This is a genomic window from Candidatus Brachybacter algidus, assembly GCF_016707225.1.
Lineage (GTDB): Bacteria > Bacteroidota > Bacteroidia > Chitinophagales > Saprospiraceae > Parvibacillus > Parvibacillus algidus.
Map to the genome: position 1 here is coordinate 126,691 of NZ_JADJID010000002.1, position 20,950 is coordinate 147,640.

Annotated in this window: 15 protein-coding genes; 4 read left to right on the top strand and 11 right to left on the bottom strand. The window is 40.5% G+C overall.

Annotated features, from left to right (window positions below):
- The first annotated feature begins 2 nt into the window (after positions 1–2).
- Complete coding sequence (locus IPI15_RS06420) at positions 3–1,865, top strand: peptidoglycan D,D-transpeptidase FtsI family protein (protein WP_287419606.1); 1,863 nt, start codon at positions 3–5, stop codon at positions 1,863–1,865.
- Positions 1,862–2,386, top strand: coding sequence for a dihydrofolate reductase (locus IPI15_RS06425; RefSeq protein ID WP_287404566.1), 525 nt, complete (start codon positions 1,862–1,864; stop codon positions 2,384–2,386). Before IPI15_RS06420 ends, IPI15_RS06425 begins: the two co-directional genes overlap by 4 nt.
- Before the next feature lie 147 nt (positions 2,387–2,533).
- On the opposite strand, the gene IPI15_RS06430 is transcribed toward IPI15_RS06425, so the two are convergent.
- The 4 genes from IPI15_RS06430 to IPI15_RS06445 all read right to left on the bottom strand — a co-directional run bounded on the left by IPI15_RS06430 (position 2,534) and on the right by IPI15_RS06445 (position 8,246).
- Entirely contained in the window at positions 2,534–5,149 is a 2,616-nt protein-coding gene (locus IPI15_RS06430; protein WP_287404565.1) for a M12 family metallo-peptidase, read from the bottom strand.
- Positions 5,150–5,862: 713 nt separating this feature from the next.
- Positions 5,863–6,246 carry a group III truncated hemoglobin gene (locus IPI15_RS06435; protein ID WP_287404563.1) on the bottom strand — a complete coding sequence of 128 codons (384 nt, stop codon included), beginning with the start codon at positions 6,244–6,246 and terminating at the stop codon, positions 5,863–5,865.
- Positions 6,247–6,250: 4 nt separating this feature from the next.
- The gene (locus IPI15_RS06440) at positions 6,251–7,270 is read right to left on the bottom strand and encodes a cytochrome-c peroxidase (protein WP_287419607.1); all 1,020 of its coding nucleotides are present in this window, start codon (positions 7,268–7,270) and stop codon (positions 6,251–6,253) included.
- Positions 7,271–7,277: 7 nt separating this feature from the next.
- Entirely contained in the window at positions 7,278–8,246 is a 969-nt protein-coding gene (locus IPI15_RS06445; RefSeq protein WP_287419608.1) for an MbnP family protein, read from the bottom strand.
- Between the two features lie 308 nt (positions 8,247–8,554).
- Between IPI15_RS06445 and IPI15_RS06450 the strand changes: the two genes are divergently transcribed.
- Positions 8,555–8,908 carry a carboxymuconolactone decarboxylase family protein gene (locus tag IPI15_RS06450; RefSeq protein ID WP_287404558.1) on the top strand — a complete coding sequence of 118 codons (354 nt, stop codon included), beginning with the start codon at positions 8,555–8,557 and terminating at the stop codon, positions 8,906–8,908.
- Positions 8,905–11,181, top strand: coding sequence for an ATP-dependent helicase (locus IPI15_RS06455; RefSeq protein ID WP_287404557.1), 2,277 nt, complete (start codon positions 8,905–8,907; stop codon positions 11,179–11,181). Before IPI15_RS06450 ends, IPI15_RS06455 begins: the two co-directional genes overlap by 4 nt.
- Positions 11,182–11,765: 584 nt before the next feature.
- On the opposite strand, the gene tnpA is transcribed toward IPI15_RS06455, so the two are convergent.
- The 7 genes from tnpA to IPI15_RS06490 all read right to left on the bottom strand — a co-directional run bounded on the left by tnpA (position 11,766) and on the right by IPI15_RS06490 (position 20,664).
- Positions 11,766–12,227, bottom strand: coding sequence for an IS200/IS605 family transposase (gene tnpA / locus IPI15_RS06460; RefSeq protein WP_287404556.1), 462 nt, complete (start codon positions 12,225–12,227; stop codon positions 11,766–11,768).
- Positions 12,228–13,069: 842 nt separating this feature from the next.
- A complete protein-coding gene (locus IPI15_RS06465; protein WP_287404554.1) occupies positions 13,070–14,470 on the bottom strand; it encodes an NAD(P)(+) transhydrogenase (Re/Si-specific) subunit beta in 1,401 nt (466 codons plus the stop codon).
- A gap of 32 nt (positions 14,471–14,502) precedes the next feature.
- A complete protein-coding gene (locus IPI15_RS06470; RefSeq protein WP_287404552.1) occupies positions 14,503–14,814 on the bottom strand; it encodes an NAD(P) transhydrogenase subunit alpha part 2 in 312 nt (103 codons plus the stop codon).
- A 4-nt stretch (positions 14,815–14,818) separates the two neighbouring features.
- A complete protein-coding gene (locus IPI15_RS06475; RefSeq protein WP_287404550.1) occupies positions 14,819–15,928 on the bottom strand; it encodes an NAD(P) transhydrogenase subunit alpha in 1,110 nt (369 codons plus the stop codon).
- A gap of 69 nt (positions 15,929–15,997) precedes the next feature.
- The gene (locus IPI15_RS06480) at positions 15,998–17,050 is read right to left on the bottom strand and encodes a 2-oxoacid:ferredoxin oxidoreductase subunit beta (protein WP_287419609.1); all 1,053 of its coding nucleotides are present in this window, start codon (positions 17,048–17,050) and stop codon (positions 15,998–16,000) included.
- Between the two features lie 12 nt (positions 17,051–17,062).
- Positions 17,063–18,889: a 2-oxoacid:acceptor oxidoreductase subunit alpha gene (locus tag IPI15_RS06485; RefSeq protein ID WP_287419611.1), complete on the bottom strand. Its 1,827-nt coding sequence runs from the start codon at positions 18,887–18,889 to the stop codon at positions 17,063–17,065.
- Complete coding sequence (locus IPI15_RS06490) at positions 18,889–20,664, bottom strand: FAD-dependent oxidoreductase (RefSeq protein WP_287404544.1); 1,776 nt, start codon at positions 20,662–20,664, stop codon at positions 18,889–18,891. Before IPI15_RS06490 ends, IPI15_RS06485 begins: the two co-directional genes overlap by 1 nt.
- Positions 20,665–20,950 lie beyond the last annotated feature (286 nt).

The following is a 20,950-nucleotide window of genomic DNA, read 5'->3' on the forward strand; positions in this document are numbered from 1 at the left end:
CGATGATCATTAAAGTAGATAGCAGAATTTTGACGATTCAGCTGGTTTTTGCTTTATCGGCCTTTGTCTTGCTGCTCAAAGCTGCTCAAATCCAACTGTTCGATCCATCCTTCAGGATTAGGGCAGATGCTACAGCTATTGAAAAACATGTAGTTTATCCTGCCCGCGGTCTCATTTATGATAGAAATGGCAAATTATTGGTGAATAATGATCCTATGTATGATCTTATGGTGACCTATAATTCCATTGACCCCAAGATGGATACGGCCAAGTTTTGCAATATTTTAGGCATTGATACTTCAACTTTTATCGCCAATCTTAAAAAAGATTGGGCGAGTAAAAGATTCTCAAGGTCAGTCCCTTTTCCTTTTATTAAAAAACTTTCTCCAGTTACCTATGCTCAGTTGCAGGAATCACTTTGGGAATTTCCCGGGTTCTTTCCTCAGTTGCGTATAGCTCGTGGTTATCCACATCATAGCGGAGCCAATGTGTTAGGTTACATCAGAGAGGTTGACCAAAAACAGATCGATAATTCGAAGGGACTTTATGGTCTTGGAGATTATGTAGGCATATCAGGACTAGAGGGCCAATATGAACGATTCCTAATGGGAAAAAAGGGCATACAATATGTCCTTAAAGACAATCTCGGTCGGCCGGTGGGTCCTTACAGAGATGGAACTCTTGACTCTATATCTATATCGGGTTTTGACATGATTTCTTCCATTGACTTAGACTTACAGGCTTATGCAGAAGATATCATGAAAGGAAAACGAGGCTCTGTAGTAGCCATCGAACCAAAGACAGGTGAGATTTTAGCTGCGGTCAGTTCACCATCATATGATCCTAATCTCCTTACTATTAATCAAAGCCGAGGCACAGCATTTGCTGCCATGCTCAAAGATTATGATAAACCACTTTATAACCGCATAGCTCAGGCTAAGTATCCTCCGGGTTCTATCTTTAAAACTGTCATAGGCCTGGCTGCAATGCAGATGGGCGTGCTGACTCCCAACAGATCCATCGCATGCGGAGGTGCATATTATTACCGAGGAGGCAGGATCAAGTGTCACCATCACCCTGCACCTATTAATGTCTCACATGCACTACAGTATTCCTGCAATACTTATTTTATCAATGTCCTCAGAGACGCAGTGGACAAATATGGATTTACAAAGCCTTCAATAGGGTTGAGAGAATTAGACGAACATCTTTTCGATTTTGGGTTAGGTCACAAGCTGGGTACCGACATGTTACATGAGACCCGAGGCAATATTCCTACAGCAGAATATTATGAAAAAATCTACGGAAAAGGATGGCGGTCTACTTATATGATGTTTATAGGCATCGGCCAGGGAGAGATTCAGATGTCCACATTGCAGATCGCTAACCTTGCCGCTATTATAGCCAATAAGGGATACTATTATATACCACATTTGATCAAAGGGTTTAAAAACAAGGAATATCTAATTCCTGAAACTTTCAGGGTCAAGCATCAGTCAGGTGTAGATGCTAAATATTTCACTCCAGTCATAGATGGAATGGAGATGGCGGTAGCCAGTAAATGGTGTGGATGGAGTACGCCGATTCCGGGAATCGTTTTGTGTGGAAAGACGGGTACATCACAGAATCCACCCTATGAAGACCATGCGGTATTCATGGCATTTGCTCCTAAGGAGAATCCTAAAATTGCTATTGCCATACTTATTGAAAACGCCGGCTTTGGTGCACAATCTTCTGCACCGATTGCCTCATTGATAGTAGAGAAATATCTCACCGGTAAAATCGAAGCACCTTTCCGGCTAGCACGTGAAAAAGAAATGAAAGCCAAGAATCTTCTTGGTCCACCTAAAATGGCAAAAAAATGATCATATCTTCTATAGTTGCAGTAGCTGAGAATGGCGTGATTGGCTTGGATGGAGATATTCCTTGGTATCTCTCATCTGACTTCAAATATTTTAAGAAAACCACGATGAACGCTCCCATCATCATGGGTAGAAATTGCTTTGAATCTATAGGTAGACCATTACCTAAGAGACTTAATATTATTATTTCAAGAGATCCATTTTATGTGGTGAGTGGCGCATTTGTAGTACATAGTATTAATGAAGCTTTGGAACTTGCTTCAGAAAATTCGCCTGAAGAATGTTTCATTATAGGTGGAGGAGAGATCTACAAGCAAACCATTCATCTTTGGGATAAGCTATACTATACTGAGGTCCATATGACACCTGAAGGAGATACTTTCTTTCCTGAGGTCAATTGGGAAGAGTGGTCGCTTATCTCCAGAACCTATCACGAAAAGGAGGAAAAAGATGATTGTGACTGCACATTCAAGGTTTTTATTAAACGAGAACTTCAAGATAGTAATATTCCATCAGGACATTAGATTGAATTGACATCACAATTGAATAAAGGCATGTCAGCAAAGCTTTATACGGCACAATGCTGGTCAATTAATTGATTTTTTTTAGTTAACTGGAATAAAAAAGGGGATTTACTGTAAGCAAATCCCCTTTTTACTTCAAACTAATATTTAATTACCAGAAGAGAATTTAACTAATCTGATTGTTTCATTAATCTGCTCTCCTTTTATTTTTACAATATAGACGCCATCTGTTAGATCACTTCCTCCTTCAAGAGCAATGTCATTTTTTCCTTTCACAGAAAAGACATCCTTATTAATTAATTTATTTCCCTGTAGGTCATATACCGCGATGTTTACATCTACAAAAGCAGAAGCTATAAATTGCACATTGACATTTTGATTAAAAGGATTTGGATATGCCTTAATTTCTTTAACACTATTAGTTGATTCGCTAATAAGACCATTAGGGTTGACAATAGTTATACCATAATCTTCTACTTCACCGAATTCAAATTCCTCACAAGAAGTAGCATAGCCGTTGCGTTTCATCTGAATTCTCATCCACGTCTTGCCATTCAATGCCGTATTAGGTACATAGAATTTAAGTTTAATTGGTTCAGTATCTATGGTTGTAAAATTCAGTATCTTTTCACTGGCTTCCTGAAAATAACCATCTTGATTGTAATCGATCCATACCGTCCAAAACTCTTTGTACGGGACAATCATTCCAGCTTGTACTATTAAGGTATAAAGTTCATTTGCATTAAGAGTAGTGCGCTTCTTGAGAAAGTCGCCATATCCACCATTTGAGCCACTTTCATTACTTATGGTATTCAAATTTACATAGTTGATCCATTCATTACTTGCATCATCTCCGCTTGAAGCACAGTATGGGTCATCACCACCGGAATTGCCTAAGGTTACAAATGTCACTGTTGAAGTAAAGTTGCTGGATATAGATCCACAGTTAGCCCTTACAGATACATCATAAGAAGTACTTTCCTGCAACCCTGAAAAATCAACAGAAGTCGCATTGATAGTAAAAGTATTCCAATTCGGATTAGAAGTTAATTTGTAACGCAAGCTATAAGAAGTAGCACCACTGACAGCCGTCCATTTTACGCGAGCTGAATTGGTAGTAATATTCTCCGCCAGCAAACCCTGTGGTATGTCACAAGCATTACCTGTAGTAAAGCTGATTATTGTACCATAATCAGAATTTTCATTAGTGCATATAGTTTTAACATGCACCTGATAGGTCGTCCCGGACACAAGGTTCGTTAATAGCTTTGATGTGGTTGGCTGAGGAGGCAGCGTGATCCACGTTCCTCCGGAAGGTTTATATTCCATTTGATAAGCAGTAGCAGTCAAGGCATTATTCCAGCTGATCAAAGCAGAATTATTAGTGATGTTACTCGCTGTTAGGTTTTGTGGAGCTTCACATGGGGTGCCACCACCGGTAGAACAAGTACCAAGGCAGGCAGCAGCGCTAACCTTGCTTCTTATAAGATTGCCCGGTAATGTACCGAACCCGTTGTTAAAATTAATTCCATAACTGGTCAAGTGACAATAGCTCATGATCGTTCCTCCTCCCGTCGGTGCAGGTCCTGCACTGCAACTACCTTCTACAGGATAGCAATTATCTATAGCCCCTCCAGGCCACGTGCAGCTATGGGTATGTGGCGAACCTAGATTATGGCCTATTTCATGTGTCATTACTTCTACTGTCCATGAATACGTAGGCACATTCTGATAGGTTGCCTGGATATTGCTATAAGCATACTTAAAAGAAGAGCAAAGTGAGTTTACCCAGGCGATACCTCCGATATTGTTACCACCCAAAGCAGCTAAATGCGCAAGATCACCAACAAATGTTGGTCTGTCGGTTCTGAATTTATTTAAGGCACTGTAACTACTGGTTGTGCTATATGGATCCTGTGATGTCCAAACAAACGTGCTGGATATCTGCGTTAGGATATTTTCATTGGAATACAAGGCAGCCACATTATTGTAGACTGCAGAGATATAATTATTTACATTCGCCACAGAACCTTTGTTAACAAAGAGTGCATAGTCACATTCTATATATAGCTTAACACACTTGTCATCTCTTTCTACGATATCGTTCAGATATTTTTCTACTTCCTCTTGATAGTTTTCTGGTTCTTCTGTATTACATATATTTGGATTATGAACCAAAAGGTCTTTATCAGAATAGATAAGATAGCGATCTGACTTTTCTTCTCTGTTTAAAGTAATATTACCCAAGGATTCAGATGATGCCATACCTATCACTTCGTCATTAAAAAAGCTCAATGCCACTAAAGAGTTATTGTCGCCATCTATGATACCCCTGTAGAAAACACCGGGACTGTAATTAACAGGTTGGTCACCAGACTCACTGGAATATGTAACAAACCCTTCTGCGAGAACATCAACCTTTAATAACAGAAGTTTAACCATTGTATTATTAAATGGTAAAGTCAACTCCAGAGCTTGATTCTTTTCGGAAACGATTTGTTTTAAAACATCCTTTTTTAAGGACACATTTGTATAATTGGAAATAACCGCCGGGTCAAGATTGCCCTTTGACTCTAGTTTTGAAAACAAACTAAAAGTCGAAAACACTGCACTTTCACCTTGTTTGTTCAAAACGGCTCTGGTGACAGGCTTTAAGGTCTTAATGTTAAATTCCTGACCATATGAGGAGGAATATAAAAGAGCGCATAATAAAAAAAGCGCCAAGGTTTTGAAAGTTTTTCCATTATGGAGAACAGACTTCATATACATACAATTTAAAAAATTAATAAGGTTGTTTTTGGATAATGAGTCTCCTCTGATATCCGATCTATTAAGAGATGAAATTGTAAGTGTGGAAAAATGACAGAATTATGAAAGTTAACAAAGCAATCAATTTTAAAGGTCGATTGAAATTTGTTAAATTCTAATCCTATTTAGTTAAGTGTTGCAAATTAAAGATATTTTTCTCCCTTTACAATAATTAAATTGTAATTATTTTAAAAAACATTTCTTTTTCTTTATTACACGTTTTAAAAAAATAAAATATGTCGCCTTTTTGTGCACACTTTGGCTGTACATATGATATTTTATTGAATATTAAGGCATGATTAAGTTTTTTGCCTTCCTCTTCAAATATAAAACCTGCAATCAAAAAATCAATAATAATTTACTACTCTTATCTAAATAACACATTGAATGGATTCTTCTATTGTAAAAAAGGTACAATAGATTTGCTCTATTCGCTTGTGTGATTGATGTGTTTCTATAGATTCAATAAGTGACCGCAATGAGGAAAAATCAAAAATGATATTAATAGTGTAAAAAGTGCATAGTGCGAATTGGTTATTGTAAGCAGCTAACTATCAACATGTTATATCCTTGTTTATAATTATTATATATATTAAAAATACTAAATGTTTTTTTATTCGTATTGAAATGGAATCTTATTTCTTTGAATAATATTACTTCAGAGGTGTTTAAATTATAGATTTGCTTGGCTTATTTCTATAATAATCAATCTTATATTGAAACATTTCAGCCATTTTTTCTGCCCGCCATTTAGCCTCAATAACTTTTTCTCCAGTAAAATGAACGTCAATATTTTCATAAAAAAGGGCCAGCCACCGCTCAAAATGCTCCTTTTCTAACGGGAGATCTGCATGAGGTGCAAAAGGCGACCCTTGGTATGTATGTTCATTGAGTAGGACTGTTTGCCAAAAACGCACCATCTTTTCCAAGTGCTCCGGCCATCGACCTTCTATCCGTGAATTAAATATTGGACCTATCAACTCATCCGATTGTACCTTTTCGTAAAATGTATGAACAAGTGTCCTAACGTCCTCTACTGATATTATTTCCATGACTTTATAGTGATTTAAATATTGGATTTGTTATAAAAGTATGATCTGATAATGAAACTAGGAAGGCCTTAAGTTCATTTTTTTCTTGTGTTGAAAGACCCAATGGGCGGATCAATTCGCTTTTGTGGAGATGATCTTTTCCTCCACTGTTATAGTGATTCAGGACATCCTCTAGTGTATTCAGTGACCCGTCATGCATATACGGTCCAGTATATGCTATATTGCGTAATGTGGGAACTTTGAATAAGGCAATGTCATCGTCATTTCCTGTCAATTTGTAACGACCTACATTCTCATATTCCTGATATAGGCCATTATTCTCAAAGGTATAATTTGTAAAATTAAAACCGCCATGACAATCAGAGCAATTAGTCCGATTGCTGAAAAACAAATCCATCCCCTTCTTTGCTTCCTTACTTAAAGCATTCGGATCTGACTGAAAGTAATATTTGTCATAATCGCTATTGCCGCTGATAAGACTTCTTTCAAAACACGCCAAAGCTCTAGTAATGACAAATGGGTCCGGAATTCTACCGTATGCTTTTTGAGCCATTGACACATAGGTAGCATCAGATCTCATTCTATCAGCAATAAGTAAAATATTAAAATCAAATTCTACATGTTCTTGAATTGGCACCAGGACATGCATCTCTAGAGTGGCCACCCCCCCTGCGCTCGTATAATATGGTTGATATGCTACATTGGTAAGTGTCGGCGCGTTCATGGTAGTAAAATTACCTGATGTACCGGCACTAAAATTAAGATCGTCACTAAATGCCATCGCTGAATTATGACAAGATGCGCAGCTTAACGTGCTATCCTTTGACATTACTTTATCATAAAATAGTCTTTTGCCCAATAACCACCTATCTTGATTGTATTCATTATCCTTTGGTTGGATGATATTGGGAAAACCTTGCGGGATCTCCATCAATACGGGATAAACAATATCTTTAGCTACATCTTCTTTTTGGCATGAAACGATTGCGATGACAAGGACAAGCAAATAAAGAAGGCTCTTCATAAATGCCTTAATTGAGCATGATTTTTTTAGTGCCGGACAGCTTTCCATCTTTATATATACTAATGAAATAAGGCCCTGCCGGTCTGCCATTGAGATTGATATCTGCAGAAAAAATATTCAAATCTTGCTCCAAAACATTTTGCCCCTTTTGATCAATGATCATTAATTTCAAACTTTCAGTTGGCAAAAAATGAGTTCGAAGATGTACAATTCCGTCTAATGATGGATTAGGATATATAACCATCGGAACTTCTTTTCCTGCGCCAAGATTAGAAGCAGGAACTGTGGCAGAGGAAAATACCATATCCTTAAAATTGCTTATTAAATCTTTTGCAAATTTTGCAGTGCCGTGGTATATCATACCAGTACTGGCATCCAGGTCTTCCAATGCACGGGTATAATCTGCATTGATGTCTACTGAGATCTGCCCATTTATTGCGGAGGTTTCTGTATTCAAGACGATTTCATGATAGTTTTCATTGCCCAAGGCATGGATCTGAAAAATCTTATCCTGATCCTGTCCTCCTAAACCCTCCAGGGCAATAAAGTTATATCCTGAGGCCCAACCCCAATGCATAGCAGGGTCTTTTGGAGCTAGAGGATGATCATCTTTATAACTGGCTGGATCAGCATTGTTATGTCCGGGATCGACCCCAATATGGAATTTAATTTTTTCAAGGTTTGCGATATTAAAAGCACCAAGGTCTATATTGGTAGCATCTGAAGCATTTACAAGAATGTACAGATCGCTGACTAGAGTTTCTTGCCCACCATCATGAATCAAAGATATTTCTGAGATATAGTATTCCAATCTTGTCAACTGAAATGGTGTATTTATATTATTGTCGGCAATCTTTTCTAATTCAAACTGCTCAGAGGCAAGCTTGTGGTGAATATTAAAAAGCACCTGGCTTTGGCCGAATACTGAACTTGTAAGTAGCACACAGCATACCAATAAAATGTATTTAATAGTCATGAATTTCGGCTTATTTTATCAATTATTACTCTTGCTTTTTATACAATCTGCTCAAAGATAGGGTTTTAATACATAAATGCAATATTGGACCAACTAATTAAATTCATAAAATGAACCATTTATCTGCATTTGAAGGAGATGGAGAAAACCAGTCATTTATAACTTTTGACTAACAGCTTTTATCTTCTCTAACTTTTTCCTACTTTTGTATTTCTAAAAATGATATACGATAATAATAAATATTGTATGTCAACAGCATGGTAAATACCTGATTACCCAACAATTACATTAATAAATATCGAATAATTATGTCTTCTATACAAGAGTTTAACGACTACCGCCAACGCATGAATGACCGAATCCTAGCTCAGGACAACAAGGTTATTAAAAGATTTTGGAGCCTCGACAATCAAACCTATCAGGCAGATGCACTCGATGTCTCTACCAAAGAAATGCTCGGACTTGTGGCATCTATGGTGCTACGATGTGATGACTGTATTAAATATCACGTTCAACGATGCTTTGAAGAAAAGCTGACGGTAGAACAATTTTTTGAGATCCTTTCTGTCGCAATTGTTGTGGGAGGGTCGATATGTATTCCACACACACGAAGAGCGGTAGAGTATTGGGACGAATTGGTGGCAGAAAATACTGCTCAATGAGTCAAATTTCTTTCCTGACAGAACTGAATGAAGTTCAGCACCAGGCAGTAACTACTTATCAGGGACCGGTAATGGTCATCGCCGGGCCAGGTTCTGGTAAGACTCGTGTACTCACCTATCGCATCGCCTATATGATCGAACAAGGTATCGCCCCTTACAATATTCTGACACTCACTTTTACCAATAAGGCCGCCAGAGAGATGAAGGAACGATTAGAAAAAGTCGTTGGGCCTAAAGGCAATCGTGTTTGGGCAGGAACTTTTCACTCTGTTTTTGCCAAAATACTAAGGATAGAAGCGGACAAAATTGGCTTTCCATCATCATTCACCATCTATGATACAGACGACAGCAAGTCGCTCATAAGCCATATCGTATCTGAGATGAATCTGGATGGAAAATTGTACAGCTCCAACATGATCCGCAACCGGATATCATCGGCCAAAAGTCTGCTCATCAGCCCGGCAGGGTATCAAAAAGACGCAGAACTGACTAGTCAGGATAAAATAAACAACGTGCCGCACATTGGCAAGATATACGAACGATATGCACAACGCTGTAAGGCTGCAGGAGCTATGGATTTCGATGATTTATTGTACAATATTTTCGTACTATTTCACCGCAATCCTGATAATGTCCTGGAGAAATATCAGCAGAAATTTCAGTATTTACTAGTGGATGAGTTTCAGGATACCAATTTCCTCCAATACGCCATTCTTAAAAAACTGGTAAAATATCCGGGTAGTGGAGAGAACATTTGTATTGTGGGCGATGATGCACAATCGATCTATGCCTTCCGGGGAGCTACTATTGACAACATTCTCGACTTCGGAAAAGACTTTGCAAACTTGCAGACTTTCAAGTTGGAGCAAAATTATCGATCTGGTAAATTCATCGTCAACGCCGCCAATAATGTCATCACCAACAACTTAAAGCAAATAAAGAAGGAGATCTGGACTTCACAACCGGACTCTTCAAAGATAGGGATGGTTCGCGCACTCTCAGATGCGGAAGAAAGTCGTAAGGTCGTTGATGCCATATTCGAACATAAAAACCGCAATCACATACCCAATGCGGAGATCGCCATTTTGTACAGAACGAATGCGCAAAGTCGAGGTTTTGAAGAGCAATTGCGCCGTGCCAATATTCCTTACAAGATCTATGGTGGAATGTCTTTCTATCAAAGAAAAGAGATCAAAGATCTGATAGCCTACTTCCGTCTCGTGGTCAATCCAAAGGATGAAGAAGGATTCCGAAGGATCGTCAACTTTCCTAAACGAGGCGTTGGTGATACTTCTATCGACCGTTTATTTGCTTATGCATCTGAAAATGAAAAAACATTCTGGGATGCAATAGATGATAATATATTGCCGGCAAAAGCTCAGAGCACCATCTCAGAATTTAAGAAGATGATCGTCGCCTTGAATCATTATTCGGAACAACATCCCGCAGATCAAACAGCCAATATGATCTTCCAGAAGTCAGGTCTTGCTATTGCCTTAAAGGCAGATAACACAATCGAAGGAATGGGCAGATTGGAAAATGTCAATTCTCTCCTGGATGGTATAAAAGAATTCGTTGAGAATGATGAAGAGTTGCTGGATGAAGACGGTGAAGTGATCCTGGAAAGAGGCACATCCATGGTGGATTATCTTCAAAGCATTTCATTAATAACGGATTTCGATCAGAAGGAAGACAGCAATGACCACGTCAATCTAATGTCTGTGCACTCTGCAAAAGGATTAGAATTCGACAGTGTATTTGTCGTTGGCCTGGAAGAACAATTGTTTCCATCTTTTCTATCTCTGAAGTCTGAAGCGGAGATCGATGAGGAGCGTCGTTTATTCTATGTAGCTATCACACGTGCCCGTAAGATGTTGACCCTTACTTATGCAACCAGTCGCTACCAATATGGCAAGGTCGTATATAATAGTCCGAGCCGCTTCCTGGATGAAGTTGGTGAGGAGAATCTCAGCAGTCCACTGCACAAAGCTAAAAACCTGATGAATGAAAGTGCTCCGCGTGCATCTGTACTCGGCTCATTTGTCAAAAAGGCGGCACCACCTCCGGCAGCGGCATCATTTGATGTGATAGCAAGTCCGGTAGCAGCCTTCGTCATCGGCGCCAAGGTTCTGCATCCGAGATTCGGCAAAGGAGTCATAAAAAACATCGACGGCTCCACAGAGAATAAGGTAGCGACAGTTCATTTCTCATCATTCGATGATGCGGATCGGAGGATCATGCTGAAGTTTGCGAAGATGCAGGTGTTAGAATAGTTAACCAGTTTACCAGTAGATAGTTAACCAGTTTGCACAGAGTATGATTAATTACGTGACTTGCTAAAGACTAAAGTGAAGCGAACTCAAATTAAAACTAATCGATAGGTAACCCCTAAAGGGGCAAGTGTAACCCTTTATATTATAGTTACAAACAGATAACCCCTAAAGGGGCAAAGAATCTTCACTAGAGAATTTAAATAAAAAAATAAAGATGCTGCTTAATCACAGCGCTATGGGCCATAGGTTCTACCTGTTTGTAAAAACCCAACGATGAGGAGAACATGCCCCATTGGGGGCTACCTAAAAAGTTATAGAAGATCTATGTTTGAAATGAATGATCACTCAAATTAAAACCTAGTCGATAGGTAACCCCTAAAGGGGCATGTGTAAGTCTTTGTATTATAGTTACAAACAGATAACCCCTAAAGGGGCAAAAAGTGGCAAAGGATCATCATCGGAGATTATATAAATGAAACCAAAGGTGTTTCTTAATCACATCGCTATGGGCCATAGGTCCTACCTGTTTGTAAAAACCCAACGATGAGGAGAACATGCCCCATTGGGGGCTACCTGTCTGCATTTCACTCTAGCTCTTTAAATATATACCACTTATCATAATCAATATTATATTTATCCAGTAACTCCATATATTCTTCCAAAAAAGTCTTTTTAGCATGATGCTTCTCCTGATTTGCGATATACTTTATAACCCCATCTATTTGCGATTTACTATTTGAAAAAGCACCATATCCTCCTTGCCATTGAAAATAAAATGCGGTAAATTTCTTTTTGTTTATAAACTCGGAGCTATCACCTTTTACTAATTCCATCAATTTAGATAAAGATTGCTCTGTGTGCAAACCAACCAACATATGAAGATGATCAGCGACACTATTTATCGCCAACATTTTATGTTTATTGTTTTGAACAATTCCGGTTATATATCGGTGCATTTCTTCTTTCCATTCTTTGGAAATAACTGATTTACGATACTTTACTGCAAATACGAAATGAACGTATACTTGTGTATAGGTGTTGGGCATAGGGATTTGATTTAATTGATAAAGATAAATAAAAGTATTTTCATTTATCTATAAATCTTTAGATAGCCCCTAAAGGGGCATGTAGAGACTTTTGCACTATAGTTACAAACAGGTAACCCCTAAAGGGGCAAAGTATCTTCACTAGAGAATTTAAATAAAAAAATAAAGATGCTGCTTAATCACAGCGCCATGGGCCATAGGTCCAAACTGTTTGTAAAAACCCAACGGTGATGAAAACATGCCCCATTCGGGGCTACCTAAAAAGATATAAAAGATTTATTTTTAAAATGTATGCGAACTCAAAATAAAAACCAATCGATAGGTAACCCCTAAAGGGGCAAGTGTAACCCTTTATATTATAGTTACAAACAGATAACCCCTAAAGGGGCAAAAAGTGGCAAAGGATCATCATCGGAGATTATATAAATGAAACCAAAGGTGTTACTTAATCACATCGCTATGGGCCATAGGTCCTACCTGTTTGTAAAAACCCAACGATGAGGAGAACATGCCCCATTGGGGGCTACCTGTCTACATTTCACTCTAGCTCTTTAAAATGGAATAGTATGTTAGTTAACCAGTTTGCACAGAGGATGATTTATTACGTAACTTGCTAAAGACAAAAGCGCAGCGACCCAAAGACCAAAGACAAGAGAAGTGCACCAGTTAACCAGTATAGAGTGCACCAGTTTGCACAGAGGATGATTTATTACGTAACTTGCTAAAGACAAAAGCGCAGCGACCCAAAGACTAAAGACAAGAGAAGTGCACCATTTTGCACCAAATATTATATTATTCGTAATCAGCTAATGCGCTAAAGCGCCAACAACCCAAAGCGCTTCCTATATCGTCTTCAACTCTGCCACCAATTCCTGCAGCACTTTCTTCGCATCGCCAAATAACATAGACGTTTTAGGTTGGAAGAATAACGCATTTTCTATACCGGCATATCCGGGCTTCATGCTCCGTTTGTTGACGATGACACTTTTGGCCTTTTCCACTTCGAGGATAGGCATTCCATAAATAGGTGAAGTCGGGTCTGTTTTTGCTGCCGGATTGACTACGTCATTGGCACCAAGAATGAGGACGACATCCGTCTTGGGGAAATCATCATTGGCCTTTTCCATTTCTTCGAGTTTGTCGTAAGAGACATCGGCCTCAGCAAGCAATACGTTCATGTGACCCGGCATACGACCAGCCACCGGATGAATGGCATAGGTCACTTCCACGCCACGTTCCTCCAGGATGCCCTCCAGTTCATGACATACGTGTTGCGCCTGAGCTACAGCGAGGCCATAACCCGGAACTATGATGACGCGATTCGCGTAGGCCATTTGTACAGCCGCATCAGAAAGCGAAACTTCCTTATAACTTCCCATTTCACTTGTACCACCACTGCTTGAGGCATTACCTCCGAAATTACCAATCAATACATTGAGCAGTGACCTATTCATCGCCTTGCACATCAATATGGTCAATAGTGTACCGGCTGCACCCACCAGAATACCTCCCGTCAACATTACTTTATTGTCATACAGAAAACCACCGAAAGCTGCTGCGACGCCCGTAAAGGAGTTGAGCAACGAAATTACTACAGGCATATCTGCTCCTCCGATCGGAAACACAAAAAATGCGCCATATAAAAGTGATAAAACAAATATGACATAGAATAACATTGGCTGCCCGGGATCCATCACCAGGCTCACTGCCAGGCCAATGATGATTAACAATAGGATAATGCTCAGGATATTTTGCCCTTTAAATGAAAAGTCTCCGATCTTACCGTTGAGTTTACCATAAGCGATCATACTTCCGGCAAAAGAGACCGAACCTATGATCAATCCGAGTACAATGATCAAGATCATACCCTTTTGACCGGATATCGAGGTGATGTCGAGGTGTGATAAATGTTGATATTCTATTAGGGAGATCAAAGCCGCACAGGCACCTCCCATACCGTTAAACAAACTGACCATCTCGGGCATAGCCGTCATCTGGACACGCTTTGCAGCCAAAGTACCGACGATGCTTCCCAGGATCAATCCTGAAAATATCCAGCCATAATTGTTTAATCCCTGACCAGTTTCGGGGTCTATGTACATGAAGATGGTAGCAAATATAGCCAGCGCCATCCCTGCTGCGGCAGCCAGGTTTCCGTTTCTTGCGGTTGCCGGATGTGAGAGCATTTTTAAACCAAGGATAAAGGAGACGGAAGAGACAATATAAATAGGAACTAACAGCATATCTTACTAGTACAGAGGTTGATCAATTTCAATTACTTAGATTTTTTATTCTTGAACATTTCAAGCATCCGGTCGGTGACCACAAATCCACCGACGACATTGAGTGTCCCCAAGACCACCGCCAGGAAACCAAGCCCCAATGCAAAATAATTGTCAGGTGCAGCCTTACCGATGACGATGATAGATCCGATGACGACCACACCATGGATGGCATTGGCGCCGCTCATCAAGGGCGTATGGAGCACACTTGGCACCCTGCCGATGATGACTATTCCGACAAAAATCATCAGAATGACGATGTAGATGATCTGCTGATGGTGATTAATAAATTCTAAAAATGTCATTTGATTATTTTAATCTATCGTTTATTATTAGATTGTCATGGGCAACACATGAGCCTTTTACCAGGTCATCTTCGAAATTAAGATGCAGCTGTCCGTCGGCAGTGGTGATCAGTTTGAGGAAATTCAGGATATTCTTACCATACAGCTTACTGGCATCTGAAGGCATAATGTTTTGTAACGAGGAATCTCCGATGATGGTGACATGATTGTATATAACGGTCTGATTATTCTCTGTTTTATCCGTATTTCCACCGGTCAATGCTGCCAGATCGATGATGACTGAACCAGGTTTCATCTCATCCAACATATCTGTCGTGATCAGTTTAGGTGCAGGTTTTCCGGGGATCTGTGCTGTGGTAATGATGACGTCGGCCTTGATGGCACTTTCTTTGATCCTTGCTTTTTGGCCTTGAAGAAACTCTTCTGTCTGCGTGACGGCATATCCGCCGGCTTGAGATGCGTCAGCCGCACCTTCCACCACGATGAATTTTGCCCCCAAGCTTTGCACCTCTTCCTTCACGGCAGGTCTGGTGTCAAATACTTCGACGACTGCTCCTAATCTCCTGGCTGTAGCAATCGCCTGTAATCCTGCTACTCCGGCACCAAGTATCAATACTTTGGCAGGAGCAATAGTCCCTGCAGCCGTCATAAACATGGGAAAATACTTAGGAAGTCGTGCCGCTGCCAGCAAAACCGCTTTATATCCGGCGATATTCGCTTGAGAGCTAAGGATATCCATGCTCTGAGCACGTGTAGTCCTTGGCAACATCTCCATGCTAAAGACAGTAGCTCCTTTTTGGGCCAGTGTAAACATATGTTCCCGATTGGTCAAGGCAGCATACATTCCGATCAGCACTTTACCTTTAATGCCGGGATATTCTATAAAACTTTGGTCGTGGATGGAAAGTAGGATATCTGCCTTGACTAAGATATCTGCTTTGGACGCTATTTTGGCGCCCTCCTTTTCATATGCTGCATTGTTGGCAAATGCCCGAATGCCGGCATCAGATTCTACAAGTACTTCGATTGATGATTTAACAATACTTGCAATGTGTTCAGGTAAGAGCGAAACCCGCGATTCCGGTTCGTCTTCCTTTAAAACTCCTATGATCATAAAAAATATTATTGGCTAAATATATGAAAATTCTAGTTGCCCATGTTTTTGAGTCCTAAAAATTAACTATCACCTGAACCCCGCATTTATCTCATCCAGCACTTTCTGCCCCGGACAAAGCTCCTTCTCCGTCAGATCATTCATCGGCCTTTCACTCATATTCAACATGCCGACAAGGTCATTGTATTCATTTGAAACATAGATCAGTCCTGTCAGGATCTCGCCATCAGCTTTTGCTCTATTCATTCTGGCAGAAGCGGATTGTTTGTCTGTAGGATCCCACTCCCTATGTAACTTATGAACGGCGATCTCATCATCATCATGAAGGGTAATGGACTGAGTAGTGCCTGTCGGCTGATCATGTACGATCTCTGACTTCATAGGTACGAGGTCGATCGAACCGGTCGCTTCTATGTGCTCTCGGGTATAATCATAAGATTTGGTAGATCCGGCATTGTTATTGAAGGTCACACATGGAGAGATGACATCTATCAACGCAAATCCTTTGTGAGCAAGTCCTGCCTTGATAAGCGGGATCAACTGTGCCTTGTCACCACTGAAACTGCGCGCTACATAAGTGGCTCCCAGTTCCATGCCCAAGGATGCTATGTCTATAGCCTGAAACGGATTGCTATTTCCTCCCTTACTAATAGATCCGGCATCAGCGGTGGCACTGTCCTGACCTTTGGTCAATCCATAACAACCATTGTTCATGACAATGTACAGCATGTTAAGATTCCTGCGGATGGCATGGGCAAACTGTCCCATACCGATAGAAACCGTGTCTCCGTCACCACTTACACCTAGATAAATAAGATCCTTGTTCGCCAATTGTGCTCCGGTAGCCACACTCGGCATACGTCCATGCACGGTATTAAAGCCATGAGATTTGCTCATGAAATATGTCGGAGACTTTGATGAACAACCGATGCCGGACAACTTCGCTATTCGATGAGGCTCGATGGCCAATTCAAAACAAGCCTGTACGATGGCTCCGTTTATACTATCATGACCACACCCTGCACACAAAGTAGACAGTGCCCCTTCATAATCTTTTTTATAATATCCGATGGCATTGGGCTGAGCTGATGGATGCCTGAAAGCAGGTTTTATATATGTCATTTTTCGATCGGTTTAAAACATTTCAGGGGTTGAATGATCCATAAAAATAGTTGCTTCTTTAATGGACATAGATATTTGTTCGGCTGTGATAGCCATGCCATCATAATTCAGCACTTTTTTCAATTTTGAGGGTGCTACTTCCAGTTCATTGATCAATAAACTTCTCATCTGAGCGTCTCTGTTTTGTTCTATGACAAAAATCTCCTCATGTCGATTAATGAAGTCAATCACTTCCGGTCCGAATGGAAAACTTTTGATTCGGATCCAATTATAATGAAGATCGTGTTCTTTTAAAATATCAAGAGCTTCTTCTGCTGAATAAATTGTTGTGCCAAAGTAAAGTATGGCTTTATTGAAATCCGGGTCTAAAGAAATGTCTGATGTGGGAACATTTGACTTTATGGTATCCCATTTTTTCTCCAGTCTTTTCATGTTTCTAACATAAGCCTGGCCGTCTTCCGTATATCTTGCGAATTCATCCTTAGAACTTCCTCTGGTGAAAAATGCTCCTTTGTCAGGATGGGTACCGGGAAGTGTCCTGTATGTGACGCCGTCTCCATCCACATCCAGATATCTTCCGAATTCATTTAGTTGGTCCAGAGCTTCCGCTGTCAATACTTTACCCCGATCAAATCTCCTACTGTCATCCCATTTGAAAGGATAACATAGATGATCATTCATGCCAAGATCGAGGTCAGTCATGATGATGACCGGCGTTTGAAAACGCTCAGCCAAGTCGAATGACATCGCCGTCATGTCAAAACATTCAGTTGGAGTCGAAGGAAATAAAAGTATGTGTTTCGTATCACCGTGTGAGGCATAAGCTGCCGCAAATAGATCCGATTGTTGGCTTCTGGTCGGCATTCCGGTAGAAGGTCCACTTCGTTGAACATCTATCAGCACTACAGGTATTTCGGCAAAATAAGCCAGCCCAAGAAATTCTGTCATAAGTGAAACGCCGGGACCACTGGTCGCCGTAAATGCACGTGCCCCATTCCAATTAGCACCCACTACCATTCCGATGGCTGCGAGTTCATCCTCTGCCTGTACGATGGCAAAGTTATTTCTACCCGTCTCCGGATCGACGCGAAGTTTTTTACACCACTTTTCAAAAGAACTCATGACACTTGTAGAAGGCGTGATCGGATACCACGAACCTACAGTAGCTCCGGCATATACTGCGCCGAGCCCACAGGCATCATTTCCTTCAGCGAGGATTCTGTCCCCGATCAGATCACGATGTTCGATGGTAAAATCTATCGGGCAGCTATAATTTGCTTTTGCATAATCGTACCCTAGACTCAAGGCTTGAATATTGCCCGGAATCAGTTTTTCCTTCTTTTTAAATTGCTCTTTTACAAGTTCTTCGAATACTGACAAATCAATGTTCAACATAGCAGCTATTGCACCGATGTAAATCACATTTTTCATCAAAAGGTGAATTCTCGGATTGTTAAAGCTGGCTACACTAAGATTGATCATCGGTATTCCTACATAGTTGATATCCTGTCGAAAATCATCCGTATTAATATACCCGGAATTGTCATAGACGAAATAGCCACCCGCACTCACTGAGTTCAGGTCGTTCATGAAACTCTGAGCATTGATAGCTACCATGATATCAATCCCTGCACGTCGGCCCAAGTAGTTTTTTTCACTGACACGCACTTCGTACCAGGTCGGCAACCCTTGAATGTTGGACGGGAAGATGTTTTTCGGAGTGACGGGCACACCCATTTTATATACGGCTTTTGCAAACAGGCCATTGGCGCTCGCAGATCCAGTACCATTTACATTGGCAAACCGGATCACCAGATCATTAACTTTGATTTGTGACATTAAAAATTACAAGCTTTAGCAGTGTTATACAAATACTTTTGCATATCCCATGCATCGGTAGGACAGCGTTCGGCACACAGTCCACAGTGAAGACACACATCTTCATCTTTGACCATAACCCTCATAGTGGGTAATACTCCGGACACATAAAGATCCTGACTTAGGTCATTGGAAGGGGCGTTCAATCTTTGTCTAAGATCCATTTCTTCTCCATTAGTAGTAAATGTGATACAGGAAGTAGGGCAAATATCTACGCAAGCATCACATTCGATGCATTTGGAGTCGGTAAAAACCGTTTGCACATCGCAATTGAGACATCGATGGGCTTCTTTGTAGGCAGATTCAGGCGTAAAACCAAGTTCTACTTCCATCAATCTGTCTGCTAATGCCTTCGTTTTATCAGCATGTGGCACCTTGTATCTTAGGTCGTTGACTGTTTGATTACTATACGCCCATTCGTGGATACCCATTTTCTGACGCATGGTCTCTACGATAGGTGCAGGTCGCTTACTAACATCCAAACTCGAACAATATAGGTCTATAGAAAGTGCGGCATCGTGTCCCTGAGCCACCGCCGTAATGACATTTTTTGGTCCGAATGAAGCATCACCGCCAAAAAACACATGTGGCAGAGTCGATTGATATGTTTCTTTATTCAACACAGGCATACCCCATTCATCAAAATCGATACCAAGGTCGCGTTCTATCCATGTAAAGCTGTTCTCCTGGCCAATAGCCAATAGGATATCATCTGCTTCCATAAAGACGACTTCGCCTGTAGAATTTAATTTACGTTTTCCATCAATGTATTCAGCGCTAACCACATCGAACTCCATGCCTTTCAGCTGACCATTTTCAGTGATGATTGACTTTGGCGAATGCAAATTGTAAAAGGGAATATCTTCATGCTGTGCATCTTCAATCTCCCAAGGGGATGCTTTCATTTCCTCAAACGGACTTCGCACCACGACTCTAACGTCTTCTCCGCCAAGTCTTCTGGCAGTTCTGCAGCAGTCCATCGCAGTATTTCCACCACCGATGACGAGTACTTTTTTTCCAATTTTATTATTGTGTTCGAAGGCGACACTAGCCAGCCAGTTGATACCAATGTGTACATGTTCGCCGGCATCCTTACGACCCGGTAAGCTCTCAAGTTCTTTACCTTTCGGAGCGCCGGTTCCGACGAATACAGCATCATAACCATGCGCCAATACTTCGGTTTTCATACTACCGACAAAAGTCTGAAAATGCGTGTGAATACCCAGATCGAGTATGTAACCAACTTCTTCGTTCAGTACAGTTTCGGGTAGACGGAAAGAAGGTATTTGGCTGCGCATCATGCCGCCGCCCATCTTTTGGTCATCAAATAAATGTATCTCATAACCAAGCGGTGCAAGGTCTCTGGCTACAGTTAGTGACGCCGGACCTCCTCCTATGAGGGCTATTTTTTTGCCATTGGATGGAGCTATCTCAAGGTTGGTATATTGGCGGACATCGTCTTTATTGTCTGCTGCGACGCGTTTTAATCGACAGATCGCCACAGGCTCTTCTTCAATACGGCCGCGACGGCACGCTGGTTCACATGGTCGATCGCAGGTCCTTCCAAGGATACCCGGGAAGACATTTGATACCCAATTGACCATATAAGCCTCAGTATATTTTCCTTCAGCGATCAACCGTATGTACTCTGGCACGGGCGTATGGGCCGGACAAGCGTATTGGCAGTCGACTACTTTATGAAAATATTCGGGATCCGAAATATCTGTTGGTTTCACTGGCTTTAATTTTAAAACAAACAAATTTATATACTACAATCATCATAATACAAAAATAATATACTTATTTTATTATGTAGAAGTTGTCTAAATAGTGGTTAATACAAGAAAGGGCAATATATTGTTTTTTCAATTATTCAACAATCATCAATAAGATCAACTTTGATAGAAAATGTTATAAATTACTTATCTTCGAACTACATCCTTCTATTTGAACTATCATCTTCAATTATTTTCAATATTGAATAAATTAAAAGTATACCATCTTTTCTGGATTTTATCTGTA